At 67.0% G+C, this 24,580-nt stretch carries 20 protein-coding genes; 5 read left to right on the forward strand and 15 right to left on the reverse strand.

All coding sequences use genetic code 11. The features are described from left to right. The coding region (locus AC5RVB_RS14665; protein WP_494143022.1) for an FAD-binding protein at positions 1 to 1,802 on the reverse strand (1,802 nt) is incomplete at its 3' end. 163 nt (positions 1,803 to 1,965) lie between these two features. Next, a complete protein-coding gene (gene trhO / locus AC5RVB_RS14670; protein WP_227902498.1) occupies positions 1,966 to 2,859 on the reverse strand; it encodes an oxygen-dependent tRNA uridine(34) hydroxylase TrhO in 894 nt (297 codons plus the stop codon). A gap of 85 nt (positions 2,860 to 2,944) precedes the next feature. Here trhO and AC5RVB_RS14675 point away from each other — a divergent pair, with 85 nt between their 5' ends. Together AC5RVB_RS14675 and AC5RVB_RS14680 are read left to right on the forward strand one after the other, a co-directional pair. After that, positions 2,945 to 3,598: a GNAT family N-acetyltransferase gene (locus AC5RVB_RS14675; protein WP_227928588.1), complete on the forward strand. Its 654-nt coding sequence runs from the start codon at positions 2,945 to 2,947 to the stop codon at positions 3,596 to 3,598. 81 nt (positions 3,599 to 3,679) lie between these two features. After that, on the forward strand, positions 3,680 to 6,019 hold the full coding sequence (locus tag AC5RVB_RS14680) for a DEAD/DEAH box helicase (protein WP_494143023.1): 2,340 nt from the start codon (positions 3,680 to 3,682) through the stop codon (positions 6,017 to 6,019). Positions 6,020 to 6,172: 153 nt separating this feature from the next. On the opposite strand, the gene AC5RVB_RS14685 is transcribed toward AC5RVB_RS14680, so the two are convergent. The 7 genes from AC5RVB_RS14685 to ssd all read right to left on the reverse strand — a co-directional run bounded on the left by AC5RVB_RS14685 (position 6,173) and on the right by ssd (position 11,683). After that, positions 6,173 to 6,640 carry a hypothetical protein gene (locus AC5RVB_RS14685; RefSeq protein WP_494143024.1) on the reverse strand — a complete coding sequence of 156 codons (468 nt, stop codon included), beginning with the start codon at positions 6,638 to 6,640 and terminating at the stop codon, positions 6,173 to 6,175. Between the two features lie 94 nt (positions 6,641 to 6,734). Further along, positions 6,735 to 7,079, reverse strand: coding sequence for a TadE family type IV pilus minor pilin (locus AC5RVB_RS14690; RefSeq protein WP_227928583.1), 345 nt, complete (start codon positions 7,077 to 7,079; stop codon positions 6,735 to 6,737). Between the two features lie 206 nt (positions 7,080 to 7,285). Continuing rightward, positions 7,286 to 7,783: a DUF4244 domain-containing protein gene (locus tag AC5RVB_RS14695; RefSeq protein WP_227928582.1), complete on the reverse strand. Its 498-nt coding sequence runs from the start codon at positions 7,781 to 7,783 to the stop codon at positions 7,286 to 7,288. A gap of 156 nt (positions 7,784 to 7,939) precedes the next feature. Then, positions 7,940 to 8,623 carry a type II secretion system F family protein gene (locus tag AC5RVB_RS14700; RefSeq protein WP_227902510.1) on the reverse strand — a complete coding sequence of 228 codons (684 nt, stop codon included), beginning with the start codon at positions 8,621 to 8,623 and terminating at the stop codon, positions 7,940 to 7,942. Continuing rightward, positions 8,620 to 9,366, reverse strand: coding sequence for a type II secretion system F family protein (locus AC5RVB_RS14705; protein WP_494143025.1), 747 nt, complete (start codon positions 9,364 to 9,366; stop codon positions 8,620 to 8,622). The genes AC5RVB_RS14700 and AC5RVB_RS14705 overlap by 4 nt, the downstream gene beginning before the upstream one ends. Then, the gene (locus AC5RVB_RS14710) at positions 9,354 to 10,634 is read right to left on the reverse strand and encodes a TadA family conjugal transfer-associated ATPase (protein WP_494143026.1); all 1,281 of its coding nucleotides are present in this window, start codon (positions 10,632 to 10,634) and stop codon (positions 9,354 to 9,356) included. The genes AC5RVB_RS14705 and AC5RVB_RS14710 overlap by 13 nt, the downstream gene beginning before the upstream one ends. Next, positions 10,631 to 11,683 (reverse strand): septum site-determining protein Ssd, encoded by a 1,053-nt coding sequence (gene ssd / locus AC5RVB_RS14715; RefSeq protein ID WP_227928577.1) that lies wholly within the window; start codon positions 11,681 to 11,683, stop codon positions 10,631 to 10,633. The genes AC5RVB_RS14710 and ssd overlap by 4 nt, the downstream gene beginning before the upstream one ends. Positions 11,684 to 12,046: 363 nt before the next feature. Between ssd and AC5RVB_RS14720 the strand changes: the two genes are divergently transcribed. Then, the gene (locus AC5RVB_RS14720) at positions 12,047 to 14,482 is read left to right on the forward strand and encodes an alpha/beta fold hydrolase (RefSeq protein ID WP_494143027.1); all 2,436 of its coding nucleotides are present in this window, start codon (positions 12,047 to 12,049) and stop codon (positions 14,480 to 14,482) included. 104 nt (positions 14,483 to 14,586) lie between these two features. On the opposite strand, the gene AC5RVB_RS14725 is transcribed toward AC5RVB_RS14720, so the two are convergent. Beyond that, positions 14,587 to 14,847, reverse strand: a complete 261-nt coding sequence (locus tag AC5RVB_RS14725; protein WP_290244113.1) for a hypothetical protein — start codon at positions 14,845 to 14,847, stop codon at positions 14,587 to 14,589. 110 nt (positions 14,848 to 14,957) lie between these two features. Here AC5RVB_RS14725 and AC5RVB_RS14730 point away from each other — a divergent pair, with 110 nt between their 5' ends. After that, complete coding sequence (locus AC5RVB_RS14730) at positions 14,958 to 16,676, forward strand: bifunctional 3'-5' exonuclease/DNA polymerase (RefSeq protein WP_494143028.1); 1,719 nt, start codon at positions 14,958 to 14,960, stop codon at positions 16,674 to 16,676. 6 nt (positions 16,677 to 16,682) lie between these two features. On the opposite strand, the gene AC5RVB_RS14735 is transcribed toward AC5RVB_RS14730, so the two are convergent. The 4 genes from AC5RVB_RS14735 to AC5RVB_RS14750 form a co-directional block, all read right to left on the reverse strand. Next, positions 16,683 to 18,722 carry an acyltransferase family protein gene (locus AC5RVB_RS14735; protein WP_494143029.1) on the reverse strand — a complete coding sequence of 680 codons (2,040 nt, stop codon included), beginning with the start codon at positions 18,720 to 18,722 and terminating at the stop codon, positions 16,683 to 16,685. A gap of 231 nt (positions 18,723 to 18,953) precedes the next feature. Beyond that, a complete protein-coding gene (locus AC5RVB_RS14740; protein WP_227902525.1) occupies positions 18,954 to 19,637 on the reverse strand; it encodes an NUDIX hydrolase in 684 nt (227 codons plus the stop codon). Next, on the reverse strand, positions 19,634 to 20,431 hold the full coding sequence (gene nth / locus AC5RVB_RS14745; RefSeq protein ID WP_227902527.1) for an endonuclease III: 798 nt from the start codon (positions 20,429 to 20,431) through the stop codon (positions 19,634 to 19,636). Before nth ends, AC5RVB_RS14740 begins: the two co-directional genes overlap by 4 nt. A 74-nt stretch (positions 20,432 to 20,505) precedes the next feature. Beyond that, positions 20,506 to 21,768: a hypothetical protein gene (locus AC5RVB_RS14750; protein WP_494143030.1), complete on the reverse strand. Its 1,263-nt coding sequence runs from the start codon at positions 21,766 to 21,768 to the stop codon at positions 20,506 to 20,508. A gap of 300 nt (positions 21,769 to 22,068) precedes the next feature. Between AC5RVB_RS14750 and acs the strand changes: the two genes are divergently transcribed. Continuing rightward, positions 22,069 to 24,054 carry an acetate--CoA ligase gene (gene acs, locus AC5RVB_RS14755; protein WP_227928568.1) on the forward strand — a complete coding sequence of 662 codons (1,986 nt, stop codon included), beginning with the start codon at positions 22,069 to 22,071 and terminating at the stop codon, positions 24,052 to 24,054. Positions 24,055 to 24,133: 79 nt separating this feature from the next. Here acs and AC5RVB_RS14760 read toward each other — a convergent pair whose 3' ends face one another. Beyond that, complete coding sequence (locus AC5RVB_RS14760; RefSeq protein WP_227902531.1) at positions 24,134 to 24,556, reverse strand: organic hydroperoxide resistance protein; 423 nt, start codon at positions 24,554 to 24,556, stop codon at positions 24,134 to 24,136. Positions 24,557 to 24,580: the final 24 nt, after the last annotated feature.

Below are 24,580 nucleotides of genomic sequence, written 5' to 3' on the forward strand. Positions count from 1 at the left end.
CTGCCGGCTGCGGCGGGCATTCCGGCAGTACCTGCACTGTCGGTCCCGCCGGACCGCCCTGCAGCATGCTGAGCCGCCCGGTAGCCGAAGACGACGGCGGGGGCGATGGTGGCCCCCGCTCCGGGATAGGTGCGGCCCATCACCGACGCCGTGGTGTTGCCGGCGGCGTACAGCCCCGGGATCACGCTGCCGTCCTCCCGCAGGACCCGCGCGTCAGCATCCGTGACCAGGCCGCCTTTGGTGCCAAGATCCCCCGGATAGAGGCGGACAGCCGAGAACGGGCCCTTTTCCAGCGGGCCAAGGTTCGGGTTGGGCTTCACGCGAGGATCGCTGTAATAGGTGTCGTACACCGTGTCGCCGCGGTGGAAGTCCTCATCAATCCCGGTCTTCGCGAAACCGTTGAACCGCTCCACCGTGGCCTGCAGGGCGGCCGGCGGGACGCCCATTTTTCCGGCCAGCCCGGTCAGCGATTCATCCTGCAGCAGCAGCCCCTGGTTCTTCCATTCCTTGCGGCCCTGCAGCAGGGCGTTGAACAGGTAGCGGCGGGCGTGCCGGGCATCGAACACCAGCCATGCCGGATCCCCGGGGACCTTGCGGTTGTTTTCGAGCATGTGGTGGCCGAAGTCCACATAGGATTCGGACTCGTTCAGGAAGCGTTTGCCGGCGGCGTCAACCACCAGGGAAAACGGCATGGACCGTTCGGCCAGGGTAAACGTGACCGCGCCCTTCGGTCCCACGGTGGTTGGCCCCCACCACGCGTCATCCATCAGGGCGAGGGCTCCCCCGCGTGCGGCCACTATGTCGATAGCCTGGCCCAGGTCTCCGTCCGGTGCCGAGGAGTACTCCTTTTCCAGGCCCTGGTACTTCTCGCGCCACTCGGCGTTGCGGGCAAAGCCGCCGGCCCCCAGCACCACGCCCCTGCGGGCCCGGATCCGGATGTCCCGGCCGTCCCGGCGGACCACCGCTCCGAGCACGGCGCCGTCGTCGTCCTGCACCAGATCCGTCAGCGGCGCCGACAGCCAGACGGGCGTCTGCTGGTTGCGCACGATGTACATCAGCGAGGAGGCCAGTGCGCCACCCAGCCCGTAGAGCCGCTTGCCGCGCAGCAGGCCGCCGACGGTGCGGAAGACAAACCGGGCACCGCGGATAAAGCCGCTGGGAGTGGACCAGGCCCGGGAAAGCTCCCAGACATCATCGGTGGCCAGCGGTGCCGGGATGCCGGAGGCCGCCGGCCGGGACTGCTTAAACCAAGGGCCCAGCAGCTTGGTATCAAAGGCCTTCACCTCGAGGGAACGCCCCACCATGCCGCCGGGCCGGTCCGGGTAGTAATCCGGATAGTCCTTGGACCGCATCCACTGCACGCCCAGGTTTCCCAGGAACGTCACCACCTCAGGGATGGTGTCCAGGAACGCCAGCTTGCGTTCGCGCGAGGAGACCGGCCCGACGTCGGCAATCACCTCTTCCATATAGGTGAGCGCATTCTGCCGGCTGTCCTGCACACCCGCTTTTTTCATCAGCGGATTATTGGGCATCCAGAGCCCTCCGCCGGAAATGGACGTGGTGCCGCCCCAGAGTTTGGTGCTCTCCACCACCAGGACGTCCAGGCCCTCGTCGGCGGCCTTGATCGCCGCTGTCAGGGCGGCTGCGCCGGTTCCCACCACCAGGACATCGACTATCCGGTCCCAGTCCTGCTGCCCCTGCGCTGACCGTGCCCGGGTCCCGGCGGACGGCTTCGCTGCCGCCTGCCCGTTGCCGTTACTTCCGTTGCTTCCGTTGCCTTCGCTTACCGCTGCTTCTGCCACTTCTACACATCCCCGCCTCGTGCCGCGCCCGTTCCCGGCTCGCCCGGCGAAAACCGGGACCGTTCGGGCCTGTCGCGGGCCGTCGGCCCGTGTGCGGGAGACTAGCAGCGGGATCTGCGGAAGTACATAGTTTTCTTAGGCAGCGGCTAAGTAAGTGTGGCGGCTAATCCTCGCAGCCGTCCGGGCAGCGCAGGGTGGACGGATCGGAGGCGCACTCGGCGCAGTACAGTGTGAGCTTGCGGCAGGACGGGTTGGAGCAGTTCTCGAACTTGCTGGTGGGCGCCTCGCAGCGGACGCAGCGGCCGATGGTCACGGCCTCATCAGTGAACTCGGTGTGCATCCGCTTGTCGAAGACGTACAGGGAACCTTCCCACAGGCCCTTGTCACCGTAGGTTTCCCCATACCGGACAATGCCGCCCTTCATCTGGTAAACCTCTTTGAATCCCCGGTTCACCATCAGGCTGGAAAGCACCTCGCAGCGGATCCCGCCGGTGCAGTAGGTGACCACGGGCTTGTCCTTGAGATCGTCATACTTCCCGGACTCCAGCTCGCTGATGAAGTCGTGCGTGGTGGACACATCCGGAACCACAGCGCCCTTGAACTTGCCGATCTGCGCTTCGAAGGCGTTGCGGCCGTCGAAGAACACCACTTCCTCCCCGGCCTTTTCCTTCTCAGCCACCAGATCATGCAGTTCCTCCGGCCGCAGGTGGGTGCCGCCGCCAACCACGCCGTTTTCGTCCACCTTCAACTCGCCGGGTGCACCGAAGCTCACGATTTCCTCGCGGACCTTCACGCTCAGCCGGGGGAAATCCTCCGCCGAGCCCTCGGAGTACTTCACATCCATCTTCTTGAAGGCGGGGTATTCGCGCGTCGCCTTTACGTAGGCCTTCACGGCGTCGAGGGGGCCGCCCACGGTTCCGTTGATGCCGTCCCGGGAGATCAGGATCCGTCCGCGCAGGCCCAGCTTCTCGCACAGGGTGCGCTGCCAGAGCCGGACGGCGTCGGGGTCGGAGAGGGGGGTGAAAGCGTAATACAGTGCGATTCGGTTCAGTGCCACATCACTAGGGTAGACCGCTGCGCAGGACGTGCATTTCACCCGGCATCCATACCTTTACCCCCGAAGGCACCGTTAGGGTTCACCTATGAGAGCGCTGGACGATGATCTGCTGGAGACCTGGGTCAGGGGCTGGGCACAGGCACGTGGCTACCGGATGCGGCGCGAGGGACGTTTTCCGGCAGCACTGCTGCATGACCGGACCAATGACTGGGAGTACTTCGCCCTCGAGCCCTCGCACGACGAATTCGCCGCCCTGGCCTCGTCCGCCCGGCACAGCTCCACCCGGCTGTTCACTATCGTGACCACGCGCGCCAATGAAATATACGGCGCCGCCACCGTCTACGGGCTCCAGGTCCGTTCCACCGATGAGGTGCTGATGGTGGCCGATATGTCCGGCCAGGATGTGGAGGCACCAGTGCAGCCGTGGGACGACTTCTCCACCGAGACCAGCCACGCAAACAACATCGGATCTGTGACCGTTCTCTCGGGGGGCACGCCGGTTGCGCAGGGCAGCGTGGCGGTGGTCAACGGGTACGCCGTCTTTGACCGCATCCTCACCGAGCCGGCCTTCCGCCGCCGCGGCCTTGGCAGCTACGTGATGCGCGCCCTGACCGCCGTGGCCCTGGAGGACGACGCCGAGGCCGGGCTGCTTGTCGCCTCGGTGGACGGGCAGGAACTGTACCGGTATCTGGGGTGGGAATCCCTGGCCAGCGTGGTGATGTTCGAGCCCCGAATGTGAGCTTTTGCCGGGAGCCGTTGACATGGTTTCCCCCGCAGTGAACATGGCCCGGGGCCGTTTTGCCGGTGGGAGAATGGGCACGTGGCCCTACATGATTCCCTGATCCCGCTGCTTGGCGGCGGCGCCGAGCCGGAGCAGCTGATGCACGTCCATCAGATCCCTGCCCGCCGCGCCGTCACGGCGCCGTGGCCCCGGTGGGCCCACCCCGACGTCGTTGCCGCCTACCGGAATCTGGGCATCCAGGAACCCTGGGCGCACCAGATGGAGGCGGCCGAAGCTGCGCATAGCGGCAGCCACACGATCATTGCCACCGGCACCGCGTCCGGAAAGTCGCTCGCCTATCAGCTGCCGGTACTGGACGCCATCCACCGGACGTCCCTCGATGACCGGGCGACGCTGGAACCCAGCGGCGCCGTCGCGCTCTATCTTGCCCCTACCAAGGCGCTGGCCGCGGACCAGCTGGCGGCAGTCAATTCGCTGAAGCTGCCAACGGTCCGGGCGGAAACGTACGACGGCGACACGGACACCGGTGCGCGGCGCTGGATCCGGGACCACGCCAACCTGGTCCTGGCCAACCCGGACATGCTGCACTTCGGTGTGCTGCCCAACCACACCTGGTGGGCCCGCTTCTTCCGGCGGCTGAAATACGTCATCATCGACGAGGCGCACAGCTACCGCGGGGTGTTCGGCTCCAACGTTGCCAACCTCATGCGACGGCTGCGGCGGATCTGCCGGTATTACGGGGCCGACCCGGTGTTCATCGGCGCCTCGGCAACCTCCGCCGACCCGGAACAGTCCTTCAGCCGGCTGATCGGCGCTCCCGTGACCTCCGTGACGGAGGACCGGTCACCGCACGGCTCCACCACCGTGGCCCTGTGGGAGCCGCAGCTGACTGAGCTCAAGGGTGAGAACGGTGCCCGGTCCCGGCGCACCGTGGTGGCCGAGACCGCGGACCTGCTCGCGAATCTGGTGGCCGCACAGGTGCGCACCATCGCGTTCATCAAGTCCCGCCGCGGTGCGGAAACCATTTCCACCATCACCCGCCGCCTGCTGGACGAGGTGCATCCTTCCCTGCCCGGCCGCGTGGCCGCCTACCGTTCGGGCTACCTGCCGGAAGAACGGCGGGAGCTGGAACGGCGGCTGCGCAGCGGGGAGCTGCTGGGCATTGCCAGCACCTCCGCCTTGGAGCTGGGCATTGATATTTCCGGACTGGACGCCGTACTGGTGGCGGGCTGGCCCGGAACCCGGGCATCCCTCTTCCAGCAGATCGGCCGGGCCGGGCGGTCCGGCCAGGATGCGCTGGCCGCGTTTGTGGCCAGTGACGACCCGCTGGATACCTACCTGGTGCACCATCCCGAAGCCATCTTCGACATTTCCGTGGAAGCGACGGTTTTTGACCCGTCCAATCCCTACGTCCTGGGGCCGCATCTCTGCGCCGCGGCCGCCGAGCTGCCCGTGACGCCCGACGAGCGTGAGCTGTTCGGTCCGGCTGCGGCCGGGCTGCTGGGCCAGCTGGTGGCGCAGGGATACCTGCGCAAACGGCCGTCCGGCTGGTTCTGGACGCACCCCGAAAGCGCCGCATCGATGGTGAACCTGCGCGCCGCCGGTGGTGGGCCGATCAACATTGTGGAATCCGAAACCGGCACCCTGCTGGGCACCATGGACTCCCCGCAGGCCCAGTACCAGGCCCACACCGGGGCAATTTACGTTCATCAGGGCACCACCTATCTGGTGGACGAACTGAACGAAGCCGACCACTGCGCCATGGTGACCCGGACCAACCCCGAGTTCTACACCCAGGCCCGGGACATCACCCAGGTTGCGGTGCTGGAGACCGAACGCACCGAGGAGTGGAACGGCATCCAGGCCTGTTTCGGCACGGTGAAAGTCACCACTCAGGTGGTCTCCTACCAGCGCAAGGCCCTCATATCCAACGAAATCCTTGGGGAGGAGCCGCTGGAGCTGGAGGCCAAGGAACTCTTCACCAAGGCGGTCTGGTTTGTCATTGACGAGAAGTTCCTCGTCTCGGCCGGACTGGCCCCGGCGGACTTCCCCGGTTCCCTGCATGCCGCCGAACACGCGTCCATCGGCATGCTGCCGCTGGTGGCCACCAGCGACCGCTGGGACATCGGCGGGGTGTCCACTGCCCTGCATGCGGACACCGAGAAGCCGACCATCTTTGTCTACGACGGGCATCCGGGCGGTGCCGGTTTTGCCGAACGCGGTTACGAGGCCGCCCGGACCTGGCTGACAGCGACCCGGGATGCAATCCGTGCCTGCGAATGTGAGGGCGGCTGTCCGTCCTGCGTTCAGTCCCCGAAGTGCGGCAACAAAAACAATCCGCTGGACAAGAAGGGGGCCGTTACGCTGCTCAACGTTCTGTTGGAGCATGCCCCTGATGCCGTGGCGCTGACTTCCTAGGCACAGGCCCGGCGCCGGGCAGGTGGCGGGCTTGCTGGCCTGGCCCGCCACCTGCCGGGCTCGCAAGTGCCTGCCCGCCGGTGAAATTGCCGTCTTGGAGCCTCATGCGCCCGATTCTCACATCACCGGGTCCCCGGCAGCCCGCCCGACGGCTCAGCCGGGCGGACCCGCCCGCGCCCTGCCGGTCGCCGGAACCGGCAAGGCAGGGATGGCCACCTCCGTTTCGACCCTGAGGATGCCTGTTGCCTCATCGGCGGCACAGGTGCTGACCACCCCGCCGTTCCGCAGGGCTACGCGACGTGCCACACCGCACCCATCATCACCTCCCCCGCGCACGTGGGCACTGGCCAGTGCGCCGGTTTCCGTCAACCTGTCTCCGCCGGGGGGACTCCCGGACAGCATTGCGATTCCCGGCACGCTCCGTCCCGAAAGCGGTGTGGCACCGCCCGGCCCCAACCCGCGCAGCGCATCCGCTCCCGCGAGCGCTGCCAGGTCGGCAGCGGTGGCGGCACGTACAGCAGCAACGGAGGCCTGGGCCAGTATGAGGCCAGCCATGGAAAACCCCAGCAGCGCCAGGCAGATCCCCATTGCGGCGATTGTCCCTGCTCCCCTCTCGTTCATTCCCCTGTCATTCGCTCCCCTGTTGTTCACGTCCTTTACCGGCCGGACATGCGGCGTATCAGCAGGTTTCTGCTTTCCTTCCTCAGCGGGACTTTCACCGGGCCGGAGTGCCAACGGGATAACCTCCGTCCCCCGGGAAGGCCACGGCGTCCGCGGTTAGTTCCAGGGGCAGCAGGCTCAGCACCGGAAGCGACAGGGAACTGCGCACCTCCACTACCGTCCACTCCCCGTCCCGGGTCAGCACCAGCTGAGCTGATCCGCCTGCCAGACGCTGAACTGCAGCCTCCGCCGCCGTGGTGTCAGCCCGCATCACCTCCCGTGCTGCCGCGCGGGCCGCTTCTTCCAACCGCAGCTGGGTAATGCCTGCGGATATCCCGGTTAGCCCGAACACCAGCACCAAAACGATGGCCGGCAATGCCGTCGCGAACTCGGCCGTCACGGCACCCCTCTCCGGCGGATCCAAGCCTGCCGGGCGGCCCCCAACTACCCGGCGCTCCCGGTGCACCCGTTGCTCCCGGCTTTCCCGGCGCTCCCGGTTTGCCCGGAACTCCCGGTGCTTCCTGCCTGCGGGTCCGCCCCGGCCTGTCCGGTGTCCCCGCATTCCCGACATGTCCCGCATTCCCGACGTGTCCACAAGGGTTATCCCTATCCCAATGTCAGCGCGGAACGAATCAACGAGATCAGCATGGCGCGGACTTCGTCGCCGCCGAGGATAACCGCCAGCAATCCCGCAAAAGCAACGGCTGCAAGGGTTGCGATGGCGTATTCGGCGGTGGCCATGCCTGCTTCCCGGTCGGAACCGGCCAACGGCTCCGGCCGGAACTCAGGAACTGTGCCGCAAGACGGCTTTTGCTCCCGCGGCGGCCGGAGCCGGCCCGGCCTTTTTTCCGGTAACGGGGACGGCAGCGTCCCCGTCAGCAGGGCCCGCCGGGCCGCACCGGAACGTGCCGTCAGACCATGCAGCCCGTGGGTTCCGTCCGATTCCGGATTGGGGCAATAGGCGCGCTCTGGGTGCTTGCGGTTCGGTTCCCGGGCCCCTTCTGCCAGCGGGATATGGCCGGACTGCTGGCTGGGCGGAAACGGTTGCACAGCCGGATTCGGCTCGGCGGGGCGGTGCTTGTCGAGCCTGGTGTTTGTTTGCATGGGCTTTTCCTCCTAATGAAAAGGTCCGGAACCTGATCCTGTCCGGTTATGCCGGCTCCCGGCCCCTGGAGCAGGGAAGCCGGGGACAAGGCCGGGCGCGCAGCGGCCTGTGGAGGGAGCATGGGGGCGGGCTCGGTTCCGTCATGCCGGAAGCAGTCACAACCGGCCCGGCAACAGGGACATCAGCAGCGGAACGACAGTCAGTGCCACAAATGCCGGAAGGGAGCACAACCCCAGCGGTACCACCAGGCGGACCCCAAGGGCGGCAGCCCTGCGTCTCCCCTCCGCCTGCCGGCGCCGGCGGAGGGCATCCGCCTGGGAATGCAGCACAGCTGCCGATGGGGCCCCCGTCAGTGCCGTGAACCGCAGTGCCGGACCCAGCGCCCTGAACGCCGCCGAAGAAGGTACAACCACACCAGTCACATCCGATGCCGGTAGATCGGCCGGTGTGCCGGACGCTGGCGGCTCGGTCGTGTGCGGGTGCTGGCGGAGCCGCTGTCTCCGACTCTGCAACGGGACGCGCCCGGTACCGGCGCCGGCGGATAACTGCCAGGCGGCGTCCCATGGCATCCCCAGTTCCAGTGCCCGCAGCAAACGCTCGAGTCCCCGGGCAGTGCCCGGGTCCACTCCCTCCCGGAGTATCCCCAGGGCGGACACAAGTGGTTGACCGGCTTCAAGCATCGCGGCGACCAGGTCCAGCATCAGCGCCGGGTCTCCGATCGATCCTTCTTCCTGCGGTTCGCTGCGCGGCCCGGAATCCTGCAGCGGAGCGATTCTGCCGGCGCCACCGAATAAAAGGGCAGATGCGGAGAGCAACCCAAAGACCAGCAACCCAGTCATCCCGGTACGTCCTCAGCCGGCTTTGCGGCGTCCCTGACCAGCCGCCCGGACCAGACGCGGCCTGCCAGCCAGAACCCGCCTCCGGCTGCGGCGGCGGACCAGCCAAGCGGCGTCGCTGTCAGAATCTGCAGCGGGTTGCCGCCCAGCAGGTACCCGAGGATGATCCCGCCACCGGGCAGCCAGGTCAGCAGGCGCATGGTTGCCCGCGGCCCCGCCAATGCGCTCTCTCGGTCCGAGGCTGCATCGCGGGCAGCGTCCAGCTGACCGGCGTAGCGGGTGAGCACTCGGGACAAGGGTGCTCCGCTGCGCTCGGACACGCGGACACAGACGGCCAGGCCCGCCCATAGCTCCCGCAGCAACGGATCCGGCGCGCCGTCATCTGCCCGCCCCGCTGCCGCCAGCACCGGAACGGGACTGAGTCCCAGGGCAGCCGACGCCGCAGCTGCCTGCAGCACGGCAGCAAAGGGATGAGCCGGTGCGTTCCGCGGCGCCCCGGCCGCGTAGAGCGTAGCCGCGTCGGCCCAGATCCGGTACGCCGGACGGCCTGCCGCCAGCAGGCCGGCAAGTTCGCGGACCAGCAGCGCCGGCGCATCCGCATCCGTCCTGTCCCTGCGTTTTCGGGCTTTGCCCGGGGAAGGACCATTTGGGCCTCTTCCCCGGCGGCGAATCTGCCGGTCCGGTCTCCTGCCGAACATCAGCACTGCAGCTGCGGCGAGCAGCATGGTGATGGTCAGGCCTGCCATGCCGTCACGCGTGGTCCTTCCGTTGCGGGTCTGTCCGCTGCAGGTCCATCCGCAGCAGGTCCATCATCGGCTTCCGCCGCAGCGCGCAGCTGAAGCCGGCGTTCGAGTTCCGCCCACCCACTCTCTCGCCGGTAGGTCGCTCCTTCGCGCCGGAGGGCCGGGACAGCGGTCAGCTGACCGTTCGAAAGCATCAGGACGGCAACTTCGGAGATAGTGCGGACACCGGCCGCCCGGTGCAGGTGGATCACAACGTCCAGCGCTGCCGCAGCCTGCAATGCCACCGCTTCCGGGCTCATTCCCGCGAGCGCTCCCAGCGCCGCCAGTCGTGCCGGAACACCTGATGCCGAGTTCGCGTGGATGGTCCCGCCCGCTCCGTCGTGGCCGGTGTTCAGTGCCGCCAGCAGTTCACGGACTTCAGCTCCCCGGCATTCCCCGACCACCAGCCGGTCCGGCCGCATCCGAAGAGCCTGCCGGACCAGCTCGGTTTGATCCAGCACCCCGGTGCCTTCCACGTTCCCATGCCGGGTCTGCAGGCCCACCACGTGGGGATGGTCCGGTTCCAGTTCCGCTGCGTCCTCCACCAGCACCAGCCGTTCCCGGGGTCCGCTGAGTGAGAGAAGCGTCGAGAGGAGCGTGGTTTTGCCGGTGCCCGTTGCGCCGCTGACCATGAAGTTCAAGCGGTGTCTGATGATTGAGCGGAGCACCCGTTCGCACTCAATATCCAGTGTTCCGGTCCGCGTCAGCTCGGCAAGGGTGAAGGTCCGGGTCCGGTGAATCCGGATGGAGAGGAGCGTGGACCCGGTGGACACGGGACGAAGCACTGCGTGCACCCGATATCCCGGCAGCTGCACATCAACGCAGGGGCAGGAGTCGTCCAGACGCCGGCCCCCGGCCGCGACCAGACGGGTTGCCAGTGACTGGACTTCGGCGTCACCGGCAAACCGGATACCGGTGAGTTCCAGGCCGTGGCCGCTGTCCACCCACACCCGGTCCGGGCCGTTGACCAGGATGTCGCTGACCCCCGGGTGCAGCGCCAGTGGCTGCAAAGGCCCAAGCCCCTGCAGTTCGGCGCGCATCCGGTCCACTGCATGGAGCGTTCCTTCGGACCCCAGCAGGCGTCCGCTGGCCTGCACTGCGGCGGCCAGCCGTGCCCCGGTCACCGGCTCCGGGTGTGCCAGCATCCGGTCCCGGACCCGGGCCAGCAGAGGGTCGGCGCCCGGCAGCTGCCGGGCCCCGCGGGGCGGACCGCCGTTCTCCCCGACGCTCACGTCACCTCCCCTGCCGGGGCCGGCGATACTTTGGCCAGGATCCGCTGCGCAGCCCGCCGGATCCGCGGGCGTCCGGCGTCGGCCAGCACCCTGCCGGAACCCTCTGAGCGGGCAGTGGCGCGCAGGAAGGGAAGATACCCTGCCAGCGGGAGTCCAAGGGCATTGGCCACCAGGAGCTCATCCAACCCGTCTCCGAGCGGTCCCCGCACCACCGCGTGAGGTTTCGCACTGCCAAGGCGGAGCAGCAGGGACCGGGCGCCGAGGACGCCGCTGACCCGGCCGGGCACCACCAGTAAAAGCTCCTCACAGAGGTGCAGCAGCGGCTCGGTACCGGTGCTGCTGCCCAGATCCACGATGGTCAGCTCAAATCCGCTGCGCGCGGCGTCAAGGACTGCACCGGTCACCGCTTCATCCGCGGGAAGCAGTCCCGGCCCTCGTGCCAGCAGGGAAAAACCGCCCAGAGCCGGCAGGCCGGCGGCCAGCTGCACAGGGTTCAGGCTGCCACTGATTCCCTCCAGGTCCGGCCATCGAACACCTTGCAGGTCGCCGGCATCCAGTGCCCACTCAAGTCCGGCACCCCACGGGTCTGCTTCCAACAGCAGAACTGATACTCCCGTTTCGACGGCGGCGGCGGCCAGCCAGCAGGCCGTTGTGGACGCGCCGGCGCCGCCGCTTCCCAGCACGCCGAGCACCGTTCCCCCGCCGGAGCTGTTGCGCCGGCGGCCCAGATAACCCGCAAGCCAGCCCGCCGCGGCGGGCAGGACAGCAACCCGCGCCGCGGAACTGTAGGCCGCAACATCCCAGACAGCCGTGTCCCCGGCCAGCCCTATGACTATGACGTCAGGGGTTCCCGCCCCGCTTCCGGCCGTTGCACCGCCCCTGCCGGGCAGGAGACGGAGCCGGCCGCTGTCCAGCAGCAGCACTTCGGGTCGCATCGCGAGGGCGGTACCGATATCCACGGCCAGTGAGATTTCCACTCCCGCTGCTGCGCCCACCCGTGCCACTTCGTCCTGCACCCCCTGGTCCCCGGACACGAGGACCGCTGCCACCGCTGGCCGGCCACCGTCGCCCTGGAGCGTTCTCCGGCCCTGCCTTCCCGTGAGCCGTCCGGAAACGGTGCCCCCGGCGTCTGTATACCTGTCTCCCGGCGGCGCCGTATGCCCAGCGCCATGTTCTAGGTTCATCAGCCCACCCTGACAGGCAGCACCGCGCCGCCCACGCCCTCGACAGGGAATGCGGACAACCCGGCGCCGGTGACCCGGTGTGGAGGGAAAGAGCCGCACACCGTCCGGTGCTGACAAAACCCGGTGAGTGGCGGGTGAAACGTTAGACCAACCGGATAACGTGGGAGGGTTCCGATAGGGTCGCGGTAACCGGGCATAAAGGCGTGCCCGCAGAGGAAACGGGGAGTCATGGATTCGGGCGTGGAACATCTGGACGTGTTGATCATCGGCGCCGGGCTCAGCGGCATTGGGGTCGCCTGCCGTCTGCGCGAAGACCACCCGGGCCGTTCCGTCGCCCTCCTGGAAACCCGGGGCCGCCCGGGCGGGACCTGGGACCTGTTCCGCTATCCCGGCGTCCGTTCCGACTCAGACCTGTACACCTTCGGTTATGACTTCCGTCCTTGGCGGGAAGAGAAGGCCATAGCCGACGGCGCCAGCATTCTGGAATATCTGAAGGGCACTGCCGCCGAGTACGGCGTGGATGCCCTGATTCGCTACCACCACAAGGTGCTTTCCGCTGACTGGTCCACCAGGGATGCGCGCTGGACCGTGACCGTGGAGCGCACCCGCACCCCGGAAGCCGGCCCGGACGGTGCCGCCGCCGAGCCAGTGGAAAGCGGAGAGATCCTTCATCTGACAGCCAACTGGATCTTCAACGCCGCCGGCTATTACCGCTACGACCAGGGGTATGCCCCCGATTTACCCGGCAGGGAACAGTTCACCGGGCCGGTGGTGCATCCGCAGCACTGGCCCGAAGACCTGGAGGTCGCCGGCAGGCGGATCGCCGTCATCGGCAGCGGAGCCACCGCCGTCACTCTGGTTCCGGCCCTGGCGGAACTGGGTGCGCAGGTCACCATGGTCCAGCGCACCCCCACCTACATCCTCCCCGTTCCCGCAACGGACCCGGTGGCCCGGCGGCTACGCGGCGTCGTCGGCCCCGAACGCACCGGCCGGATCATGGCCGAGGTCAGCGCCCGCCGCCAGCTGGCCATCTGGTCCTTCTGCCGGCGCTGGCCGAAGCTGGCACGCAAGGTCATCCGCGGCATCCAGTCCCGTGCCGTTCCGGAGGGTTTCGAGCGGGAGCACCTGAACCCGCCGTATCAGCCGTGGGACCAGCGCTTATGCGCCGTTCCGGACGGCGATTTCTTTGCCGCACTGCGCAGCGGCAAAGCCACCATGGTCACCGGACAGACCACAGGATTCACCGAACGCGGCCTCCGTCTGGCCTCAGGGGCGGAAGTGGAAGCCGACGTCGTAGTGACTGCCACGGGATTCACTGTGCAGGTCTTCGGCGGCATGGACCTTCGCCTGGACGGCACGCCGGTGGACCTGACCGACCACGTTGCCTACCGCGGAGTGATGCTCAGCGGTATCCCGAACATGGCATTCGCCATCGGTTACACCAATGCCTCCTGGACCTTGAAGATCGGGCTGGTGACCAGATGGTTCTCCCGTCTGCTCACGGCTATGGACCGGCAGGAGTACGCCGCGGCCGTGCCGGTGGCGCCTTCTGGCATGCCCACCAGGCCGCTGTTGGATTTCGGCGCCGGGTACGTCCAGCGCAGCCTGGCGGAACTCCCCCGGCAGGGAATGGCGGCGCCATGGCTGATGACAATGAACTTCCTGGCCGACCGCCGGGACCTGCAAAAAGGTGCATTGGTGGACAAATACCTGCAGTTCAGCGGGCCGCAGGGCCAGGTGCCCGGCGAGGTGCCGGACGGTACCGACCGCTTCGTCACGCTGGAGTCGGGGCTGCGCCTCTGCTACCGCGCGGAAGGCCCCGAGGGCGGTGAGCGGGTAGTTTTGCTATCCGGTCTGGGACTGGACCTGACCGCGTGGCCCGCCCCGTTCGTGGCGGGCCTTACCTCGGCCGGTCACCGCGTGATCCGCCTGGACAACCGCGACGCCGGGCGTTCCGACCGGATGGATACGCCCACCCCCACGGTGCTGCATCAGGCTCTGGCCCGGCCAATGCCCGGCGCCTACCTGATTGAGGACATGGCCGACGACGTCATCGGGCTGCTGGATCATCTGCAGGTGGAGCGGGCGCATGTGGTGGGAATGTCGCTGGGCGGGATGATTGCCCAGTCGGTTGCCGCCCACCACCCGGACCGGGTGCTCACGCTGACCTCGCTGATCTCCACAACCGGTGCCCGGCACGTCGGCGCCGCGGCGTTCTCCACCAAGCGCCGGTTCGCAGCCCGTCCGCCGCGGACCCGCGAGGAATTCATCCGGGCCCGGGTGGGAATGATGCGGCATCTTTCCGGGCGGGCCAACCCGGCGGACCCGTCCACCGAAGCGGAGCTGGCCGGCCAGGTCTGGGACCGCGGTGCCTACCCGGACGGCGGAACTGCCCGCGCCCGGCAGCTGGGTGCGATCAATGCCTCGGCAGACCGCACCGGCGATCTCGCTCGGATCAAGGCTCCCACGCTGGTAATCCACGGCGACAAGGACCCGATTGTGCATCCAAGCGGAGGCGCGGCAACAGCTGCGGCCATCCCGGGCGCACGCTCGCTGACGATCCCGGGCATGGGGCACTACTTCCATCCGGCAGTGGTGCCCGATCTGCTGCGGCATGTCTCCGGGCATCTGGGCGCCGACGCATCCGCTGCTTCCTCCGGCTGAAACTGCGTCATTCCGGCTGAGCCTGTTTTCATCCGGCAGCCCCTGGGGCCCAGCCGAGCGAGGGTCCCGGCTGCCGGGGCCCCTCCCGGCGGCCCCGGGGACGCTTACTTCCCCATGTCGGGGGAAACCGGAACCGCATTGATCTTGGCATTCCGGGGCAGCTTGGCCGTCCGGGAGAAGCCCTTGGCGTCCAAATGGTTCTTTGCGCGGAACACGGCCACTGCGTCGTCGTACGCCCGATTCACCCGCGCGCCGGTGAACACCCCGGTGCTTCCGTCGCTGAAGCTGATCCGGATGCTTGCGGACAGGGGAAAGTGCCGCTCCATCCGGATGAAGCCGTCATTGTCCTGCGCAAGAGTGATCACGTGGTTTCCGCCCTGAGAGTTGGTGAGCTACCAGTCTCCCCCATTACGGGACCCGCCGGTGCACCGCCGGCGGGAACCACCGGAGCCCGGTTCCGGGTGAGAATAGAGGCATGTATATCATCCTCGCTCCCGGTCCGGCATCGGGCCGGCTGCCGGAGGGTGACTGGACGCTTCAGGAAACGGACGACGCCGGGGCCCCGTTGGCGCCGGCGGTCACCGTGCCGGCCAGGGACCTGCCCGATGCCGTCAGGCACTACGAGCAGCGTCCCGTCCGCTGGGTGTGGGAATCTGCCCGCCGCACCTATGCTCCGTTGCTGGCCGCGGGGATCACGGTCGAGCGGTGCCATGACCTGGACCTCGTCCGAGGCATCCTCCGCTTCGCCGAGTCCGCCCCGCCGACTCCGTACATCGAAAAACTCCGGGCCGAGGCACCGGACGTGGAAGCGGACCTGGCGCCCCGGCAGCTGCCGCCGCTGCGGCAGTCACCGAACCAGACCTCCATCTTCGACACCCTGGATGCCCCGGATGATGTGTCCGCGGGTCCGCGCCGGAACGGCATCGCCGAGCTCACGGCGGAGCTGGCCGACCAGCTTCACGCCGTGGCCCGCTCCGAGGCCCCGGCGAAGCTCACCCTGCTCACGGTCGCTGAGTCCACCGGCGGCATGATCGCGGTGGAAATGGAGCACGCCGGCATTCCCTGGCGGCGTGACCTCCACGAGGCCATGCTCATGGACGCGCTCGGTCCGCGTCCGCCGGAAGGACGGCGCCCGGAGAAACTTGAAGATCTTGCGAACGAGCTGCGCCGGCTGCTGGGCAACCCCGGGTTCAACCCGGATTCCCCGCAGGAGCTTCTGCGCGCCCTGCACCGGGCCGGTATAGAAGTGCGCAGCACACGCTCGTGGGAACTGCAGCAGCACCACCATCCGGCTATCGGGCCGCTGCTGGAATACAAGAAGCTCGCCAGGCTGCTCACGGCCAATGGATGGACCTGGCTGGATGCCTGGGTGGAGGGCGGCCGGTTCCGCACCGAGTATGTGGTGGGCGGGGTGGTGTCGGGGCGGTGGGCCTCCCGCGGCGGAGGCGCCCTGCAGATTCCCAAAACCGTACGCGATGCCGTCCGTCCCGATCCCGGACACCGGTTTGTGGTGGCCGACGCCGCCCAGCTGGAGCCCCGGGTGCTTGCTGCCCTGGGGCAGGATTCGGCGCTGGCAGCGGCCGCCCGCGGCAAGGACCTCTATCAGGGAATCGCGGACGTTAATTTCGACGGCGACCGGGCCAAGGCCAAAATGGCGATGCTGGGTGCCATGTACGGTGCTACGAGCGGCGAATCCGGGCGCCTGATGCCCGTGCTGACCCGTGCCTACCCCCAGGCCATCGGCGTGGTGGAGCGCGGCGCCCGGGCCGGGGAGGCCGGACGGGTCGTCAGCAGTCATCTCGGGCGCAGCTGTCCGCCGCCGTCGGAGCGCTGGCTGCAGACCCAGCGCAGCGCCAGCGCGGAGGAACAGCGCCGCGCGGAATCCCTGGCCCGCTCCCGCGGACGGTTCACCCGCAACTTCGTCGTCCAGGCCAGCGCCGCGGAATGGGCGTTGTGCTGGCTGGCAGAGATCCGGCGCCGGCTGCGCGCGGCCTCTTCCGCCTCCCCCGCGGGAGAACTGGTCTTTTTCCTGCATGACGAAGTGATGCTCCACGTCCCGGCGGACCGGGTGGAGGAAGTCAGCGCCCTGGTGTCCGACGCCGCCGCCGCGGCGACCAGGCTGCTTTTCGGTTCCATTCCGCTGGAGTTTCCCGTACTCGTCACTCCCGTGGATTCCTACGCCGACGCCAAGTAACCCGGGTCAGTCCAAGACCGTTGCAATATGGGGGGCAAGCTGACGTGAGTACTGTGCGTTCATATGGTTGCCGTCGAAGTAGACGGACATGCCTCCCACGGCTGCATAGCAATTGCGCAAATCGCAGAAGAAATCGGTCAGGTCGACAGGTCTGACGTTCTCGCTTCCCATCCGTTCTGCCGCCCCTGCGAAGGGGTTCGCGCTCACCGCTTGCTCCCTCGGGGCCGCACATTCAAGGGGAGTGGTGGAGTTCAGGGAAAGACACATAGGGTCCCGGACCATTCCATTGAGCGGCGGGTCTGCAAGGGGAATCACGACGGACCCTGCATCGACCCAGCGTTGCCAGTCCCGGCTCAGCGCCTGGATGTACTGCTCGTTCTGTGAAGCCCCGGTCCCGTCATCAATGACCTCCCCGGCTACGAACATGCTCACAAACACCCTGTCGGGTGCGTCTTCCTCGATGGTATCGGTAACGTAGCGACCCCATTTCTGGCAGTACTCCACATAAGCCGGGTGCGTATTCTTGCCTTGGTAGGACACGATGGGTGCGTCCAGGAGAGGACAGGCGCCGAGGTAGCTGATGTTGACCTTCCAACCGTGTTCCTTCCCCAGCATCAGCACCGGCTCCTGCCAGTGCTGGGCGTGGGAATCTCCCACCAACCAGGCGGTTTCAGCTTCGGGATTGCCTCCCGAAAAATCACAGACTACGGGGCCGCCGCCCTCCTTCATTTTGTCTTCGGTTCCAGCGCACTCCGTAGGGAGTGTCCAGTACTCGTTTTCCTTACCCATATGGGGAACGGCTACCGGAATGGCGAAAGGGTTGCTGCACTCCCGGTTCTCCAGGGCTGCGACGCCGTAGCACGGGCCGGAAGCTCCGGCGGCAGCGAGTTCCAGGGCTTGTTCCTCTTTCGTGTCACCGACGACGCCTAAAAGTGCTGCTGCAACCGCGACAGCAGCCATACCGGCGACCGGTGCCCGGAATCCCGGGACCTGTGCAGCGTGGCGCCCAATATGCCGACGGGTCCGTCCGGAGCCCGGCTTGATCCAGGTGTCTTCCACCCACCGCTTAGTGCCCCAGGCCAGCAGGATGGCGGCGGCCAGGATGCCCAGTTTGTATGGGGCCGTCGGTACGACTCCAAGTGCGTAAGGTGCCACCACGATCAGCGGCCAGTGCCAAAGGTAAAGCGAGTAGGAAATCTTGCCGACAAACTGCACGGGTGGCAGAGCCGTCAGGACATCGTGAATGAGCCCTCGGCGGCCAGCCCCTGCGAGGATCACCAAGGCCGAGCCCAGTACGGGCGCCAGCGCAGTCCAGCCCGGAAACGGTGTTTCGGCATCGAAGGTGAGGGCGCTTGCCAGGATCAGGCCGAAGCCCGCGATAGCCAGCACATTGCGGAAGACAATAGAGCGTAGCTGCACAGCGGCCAAGCCCACCCCAGCTCCGACGGCAAACTCCCATACCCTGGCAGGAGTCACGAAGTATGCCTGTTCCGGAGAACTCACCGTGACATAGACGCTGTAAAGAAGGGACATAGCCGCCACGCCGAAAACCGCTAGAAGCAGCACATTACGGACGTGACGCCCACGGCGCCGGGCCAAGGCTGCAAACAGAATCAGGGCCAAAGGCCACAACAGGTAGAACTGCTCTTCCACCGAGAGGGACCAGTAATGCTGAACGGCGGAGGCGGCCTCCGTCATGGCTGAATAGTCCACACTCTTAGCGGCAAGCAACCAGTTCTCGGCATAGAAAACGCTGGCCAGGACTTCCTGCGCCGTGGCCATCCATTGGGGGTAGGGGAGGAACAGCAAGGTCAGCAGCATGGATGCGGCGAGGACCAGGAAGGCAGCAGGAAACAGGCGGCGTGCACGGCGCGCGTAAAATGCGCCGAGCCTCAAACGGCCCGTGGCCTCAATCTCGCGCACCAGGTGGGAGGAAATGAGGAACCCGGAAATCACAAAGAACACGTCAACGCCAACATAGCCGCCGGGGAGTCTCTGGGGCCACAGATGGTTCAGTACGACCAGGACCACGGCAAGGGCACGCATGGCCTGGATGTCGGTGCGGAACCGTTTACCCGCCGGTGGTGCCGCTTTGCTCCGGTGCCGCGCTCGTGTGGCCGCCACGGCCATAGTTTCCCCCTGATAGCCGGACGGCATTCCCCTGGACGGGGCGGATCGCTTCTCTGCCCGATTTTTCGGGCATCTAAAGAATAGCCCTGCCCGGGAGGGTACGCGGGCCCCGACACAGAGTTGTGACGGGATGAAGGGGTTGGCCTCTTACAGAGCCGGGACGATCTCCCGGGTCTCGTCCCAGGGCTGTGCCCAGCCGAGTTCATCCAGGACGCTGGAAAGGATGATGCCGGTGAAGCCCCATACGAGGACGTCATTGACCAGGAAGGCAGGGGTGCCTGTTGACCGGCCCTGGCCCGGGAGGACTGCGGTCCGGCGGTTTTCGGGATTGATCAGGTCCGCCACGGGGACCCGGAAAACCGCTGCCGATTCGCCGTAGTCCACCACATCCACAGGAGTGGGTTTGTCCCACCAGCCCAGCACCGGGGTCACCAGGAAGTTGCTGAACGGCAGTCCGATCTGGGGCAGCGACCCGAGGACCCGGACGCCGGCGGGGTCCAGGCCGGTTTCCTCGCGTGCCTCACGGAGGGCGGCGTCCACCGCACTGGCGTCCTCCGCGTCCACCGATCCGCCGGGGAACGCGACCTGTCCGGGGTGGTCGTTCAGGGTAGCGGCCCGCTCGATCAGCAGGACGTCGACGTCGGCCGGTACCGCGTCTGCGGAAAAGTCCGCCGGCCGGTCATCCAGCACGCCGAAGAGGATCAGCACGGCGGCCGGACGTGCGGTTGCCGGGTCGACGCTGCGGCGCAGCAGGTTGATGTTGGCGTTGAAGGATGTGGTGCCGGCAGCGACAGCAGCGGCCAGCGTTTCCAGGTCCGTTACGGCGCTCATGCTTCCAGTCCGTATCCGGCAGCACGCAGCTGCGCGCGGGTTTCGGCCGCCATCATCCGGGCGTGCAGTTCCTCGCGTCCCGGGGCCAGCTCGTATTTGAGGAGCTTTCGTGCCTTCTCGGGATCGGTTTCGCCCTCCCCGTAGGAGGGACAAAGCTGGGCGACGGCGCACGCGCCGCAGGCAGGTTTTTTGGCATGGCAGACCCGACGTCCGTGAAAGACCACCCGGTTGGACAGCGGGGTCCAGTCCTTGGGCTCGAACAGCGCCGCCACGTCCTCTTCCACCTTGACCGGGTCCTTGGACGTGGTCCACCCGAACCGGCGCGCCAGCCGCCCGAAGTGTGTATCCACCGTGATCCCCGGAATACCGAAGGCGTTGCCCAGCACCACATTGGCCGTTTTCCGGCCGACGCCGGGCAGTGTCACCAGGTCCTCAAGCCGGTTCGGCACCTCGCCGTCGTACTCATCCACCAGCCGGGCGGACAGCGCCTTCACGCTCGCCGCCTTCGCCCGGAAGAACCCGGTGGGTCGGATGATCTCCTGCAGCGTCTCCTCGTCTGCCTCGGAGAGTGCCCTGGCATCCGGGTACCGGGCAAACAGGATCGGCGTCACCGCATTCACCCGGATGTCCGTGGTCTGCGCCGACAGCACCGTGGCGACGAGGAGTTCAAACGCGTTCCCAAAGTCCAGCTCGGCCACCGCATACGGGTAAACCTCGCCCAGCATCCGGTTGATCCGCCGGGCCCTCCGCTTCAGGGCGAGGAGGGACGGATCATTACCGGTTGCCTTAGCCAATGCTGCTGTCCTTCTGCTGACGGTTGTGCGCTGCTGGCAGCGCGTTGCTGATGCCGGTGCCGGCAGGAGCCGCTTTACTGGTCGGTGTCCACGCGCTCGATGTTGCTCAGGTCCCGCAACACGCCAATCCGGCCGGTGCGCTTGTCCTGGACCAGGAATTCGTCGCCGCGGTCTTCCAGTCCCAGTTCCCAGTCTCCGGGGTGGAACATAAACAGCGGCAGGCCGGTGCGCTCATCAACAATCTGCCGCGGTGTTCCCACGGCGAACCAGAAGGCCTCCACGACAGACTCGGACTCATCCCGGGTGGCGGTGATGGGTTCGGCATCGCTTTCCCCGGCCGCAGGCGCTGCAGGCTCCGAGCTGCTCACGACTGGGTTGACGGTGGTCGCTGCCAGCGGCTCTGAACTTCCGCCGGAAGGCGCGGCGGGCGCCTGGACATCCTGTGCCTGAGTGGCCGGGGCGGCCGCGGGCTGTTCAGCGGCCGGTGCCGTGACGTTGCCCGGCTGCGCAGGCTGCGGCTGGCTTCCCTGCGCCTTGGTGGCGCCTGCAGTACCAACGACGGCGGTTCCGGCGGCGGAGGCGGCTGCCGCGGTGCCGGCAGAAGCACCGGTGCCGCGTTCGGTTACCGGGCCATCGGTTCCCGCTCCGCTGTGACGGCGGAGGGGGTTCTCGAAGCGGCGGGGTGCCGGCGATGATGCGTTGGCGGACTCGGTCCTGGGGCGGGCCGGACGCTGCCGCAGCGGCAGGGTTTCACGTGCAGCCGGAACAGCGGGAACCTCGGGACGTTCCTTGAACTCCGCGGCAAAGAACGGAAGGTGCGGAGCCAGCGTGGTCGCAACCACCATGCCCAGGGACCCGATGAGGGCAATCATCGGACCGACGGCGAAGTCCGTCACCGTCTGGATGAAGAAGAAGGCGAGCGCCAGGACGGCCGAGACCGAGGCGAACTGGTCGAGGGATAGCGATCCCACGCGCAGCTTCGTCCCGGGAGCCAGCCGGCGTGCGGCGAACAGGCCGGCGACCAGCAGCGGCAGCAGGATGCCGATGCCGACGAAGAACAGGGAGAACCCGTTCCACAGGTTCAGGTTGCGCACAATGCCCAGGTTGAAAACGGTGATGAACGGCAGCACGCTGCCCACAAGCATCACGAGTGCGGAAGCACCCACCACAATGTCGCGGAGTCCGAACGGTCCGGCGAGCGCCTCGCGCGCGCTGCGGCCGGCGGTCCCGGCATGCGGCTGCGCCGCGGAACCGGGTGCCGTTGCGGAGGGATGGCCGCCGGTTTCCGAAGAGCCGGCCGTGCTGCTGGTCTCGTTCTCAACAGGTGGGTTATTCATACTGATCTCCATTCACGACCTCCGCGCCGGGACCCTGCGGGCCTGCGGATAACGGGAGGTGCGCATATACGGCACAAAAGCGGTTACTTCCTTCAGACAGCCTAAATCAACGACGGCGAGGCAGACTAGCCGAGCAACGGCGCGCCCCGAGGCAGTGACATACCGCTCACCGCATAATCAGGCCGTTTTGTAACTCTTTGTGTGACCGCTGCCACAACAGCGGAAAACCGGCGTTAGTGTGGATGCCAGCCATCCACCATCACCATGTGATGGATTGACGCGAAGTGAAAGGGTTCAACTATGTCTGATCAGTCCCCTGCAAAGAAGCACGGAGACGCCTTCGAGAACCTGCTGCACGAAAGCCGAAGCTTCCCGCCCAGCGCCGAATTCGCGGCCGCTGCGGTGGCGCAGCCGTCCCTGTACGAGGATGCGGCTGACGGTCCGGAGTTCTGGGCCCGGCAGGCCCGCAGCATTCTGGCCTGGGACCAGGACTTCGACCAGGCCCTGGACTGGTCCGATGCCCCGTTTGCCAAGTGGTTTGTAGGCGGGAAGCTCAACGCCGCCTACAACGCCCTGGACCGGCATGTGGAGGAGGGCCGCGGTGACCGGGTTGCTATCTACTTTGAAGGTGAACCGGGCGATACCCGCACCTACACGTACGCAGCCCTCACGGAAGAGGTCAAGAAGGCAGCCAATGCCTTTGAGTCCCTGGGCGTGGCCAAGGGCGACCGGGTCGCGGTGTACCTCCCGATGATTCCCGAAGCCGTGATCACCATGCTGGCATGTGCCCGGATCGGTGCAGTGCACTCGGTGGTCTTCGGCGGTTTCTCGGCGGACGCCCTTCGCAGCCGAATTGACGATGCGGAAGCCAAACTGGTGGTCACCGCCGACGGTTCCTACCGCCGCGGCAAGCCCAGCGCACTCAAGCCCGCCGTTGACGCAGCCCTCGCCGCGCCCGGCCACACCGTGGAAAACGTGCTGGTGGTCCGCCGCAACGGCGAACCCGTGGAGTGGACCGACGGCCTGGACCGCTGGTGGCACGAGGTCGTGGATACCGCGGACACGGAACACACCGCCGTCGGACACGACTCGGAGCATCCGCTGTTCATCCTCTACACCTCCGGCACCACCGGCAAGCCCAAGGGCATCCTGCACACCACCGGCGGCTTCCTGACCCAGACGGCATTCACCCACCGGAATACCTTTGACCTGCAGCCGGAGACGGACGTGTACTGGTGCACCGCGGATATCGGCTGGGTCACCGGGCACAGCTACGTGGCCTATGCACCGCTGATTAACGGAGCCACCCAGCTGATGTACGAGGGGACACCGGACACCCCGCATCAGGGCCGCTGGTGGGAGTTGGTGGAAAAGTACAAGGTCTCCATCCTTTACACCGCCCCCACCGCCATCCGCACCTGCATGAAATGGGGCCGGGACATCCCGCAGAAATTCAACCTGGATTCCATCCGGGTGCTGGGGACCGTGGGCGAGCCCATCAACCCGGAGGCCTGGATGTGGTACCGGAACGTCATTGGCGCGAACGGCGGAAAGAAGGAGAACCCGGCTCCGATCGTGGACACCTGGTGGCAGACCGAAACCGGCGGGCACATGATCGCCCCCATGCCGGGGGTCACGGCCACCAAGCCTGGCTCGGCCCAGGTAGCCGTGCCGGGCATCTCGGTGGACGTGGTGGACGAAATGGGCGAACCGGTTCCGAACGGTTCCGGCGGCTTCCTGGTGGTCAAGGAGCCGTGGCCGTCCATGCTGCGCGGCATCTGGGGAGATCCGGAGCGGTTCAAGGAAACCTACTGGTCCCGGTTCGACAACATGTATTTCGCCGGCGACGGTGCCAAGAAGGATGAGGACGGCGACATCTGGCTGCTGGGCCGCGTGGATGACGTGATGAACGTGTCCGGGCACCGGCTCTCCACCACCGAGATTGAATCGGCACTGGTGAGCCACCCGTCGGTGGCCGAGGCCGCCGTCGTCGGCGCGGCGGATGACACCACCGGCGAGGCCGTGGTGGCGTTCGTGATCCTGCGCGGCAGCGCCAAGGACGACGACGATATTGTCACCACCCTCCGCAACCATGTGGGCAAGGAGATTGGCCCCATTGCCAAGCCGCGGCACATCCTGGTGGTTCCCGAACTGCCCAAGACCCGCAGCGGAAAGATCATGCGGCGTCTCCTCAAGGATGTGGCGGAAGGTCGCGAAGCCGGGGACTCGAGCACCCTGGCCGACAACACGGTGATGCAGCAGATCGCCGAATCACTGCGGAAGTAACCGCTCCCGGCATAACAGCACAGGCGCCCTCCCCCGGACCGGGGAGGGCGCCTGTGGCGTTTATGGCAGTTGCCGGTGATTAGCCGACAGTGACGTCCAGCTCCACCTCAATGTTGCCGCGGGTGGCATTGGAGTAAGGGCAGACCTGGTGCGCGGCCTGGACCAGCTTGTCCGCCGTCGCCTCGTCCACGCCGGACATCTCCACGTGCAGGGCCACGCCGAGCTTGAAGCCGCCTTCGTCCTGCTTGTAGATGCTGACGTCCGCTGTCACTGCGGCATCTGCGATGGCTGCCTTCTCCATCCGGGCAACCATCTTCAGGGCCGAGAGGAAGCAGGCTGCGTAACCGGTGGCAAAAAGCTGCTCGGGGTTGGTGCCCTCACCGGAACCGCCCATTTCGGTAGGAGTGGAGAGGTTGACCTCAAGCTTGCCGTCGCTGGTGCGGGCTTCGCCGTTGCGTCCGTCTCCGGTGGCGGTGGCAGCTGCGGTGTACAAAGCGCTCATGGGAACTCCTTCGTGATGGAAAAC

It is taken from the genome of Arthrobacter sp. Y3225209, assembly GCF_059090685.1.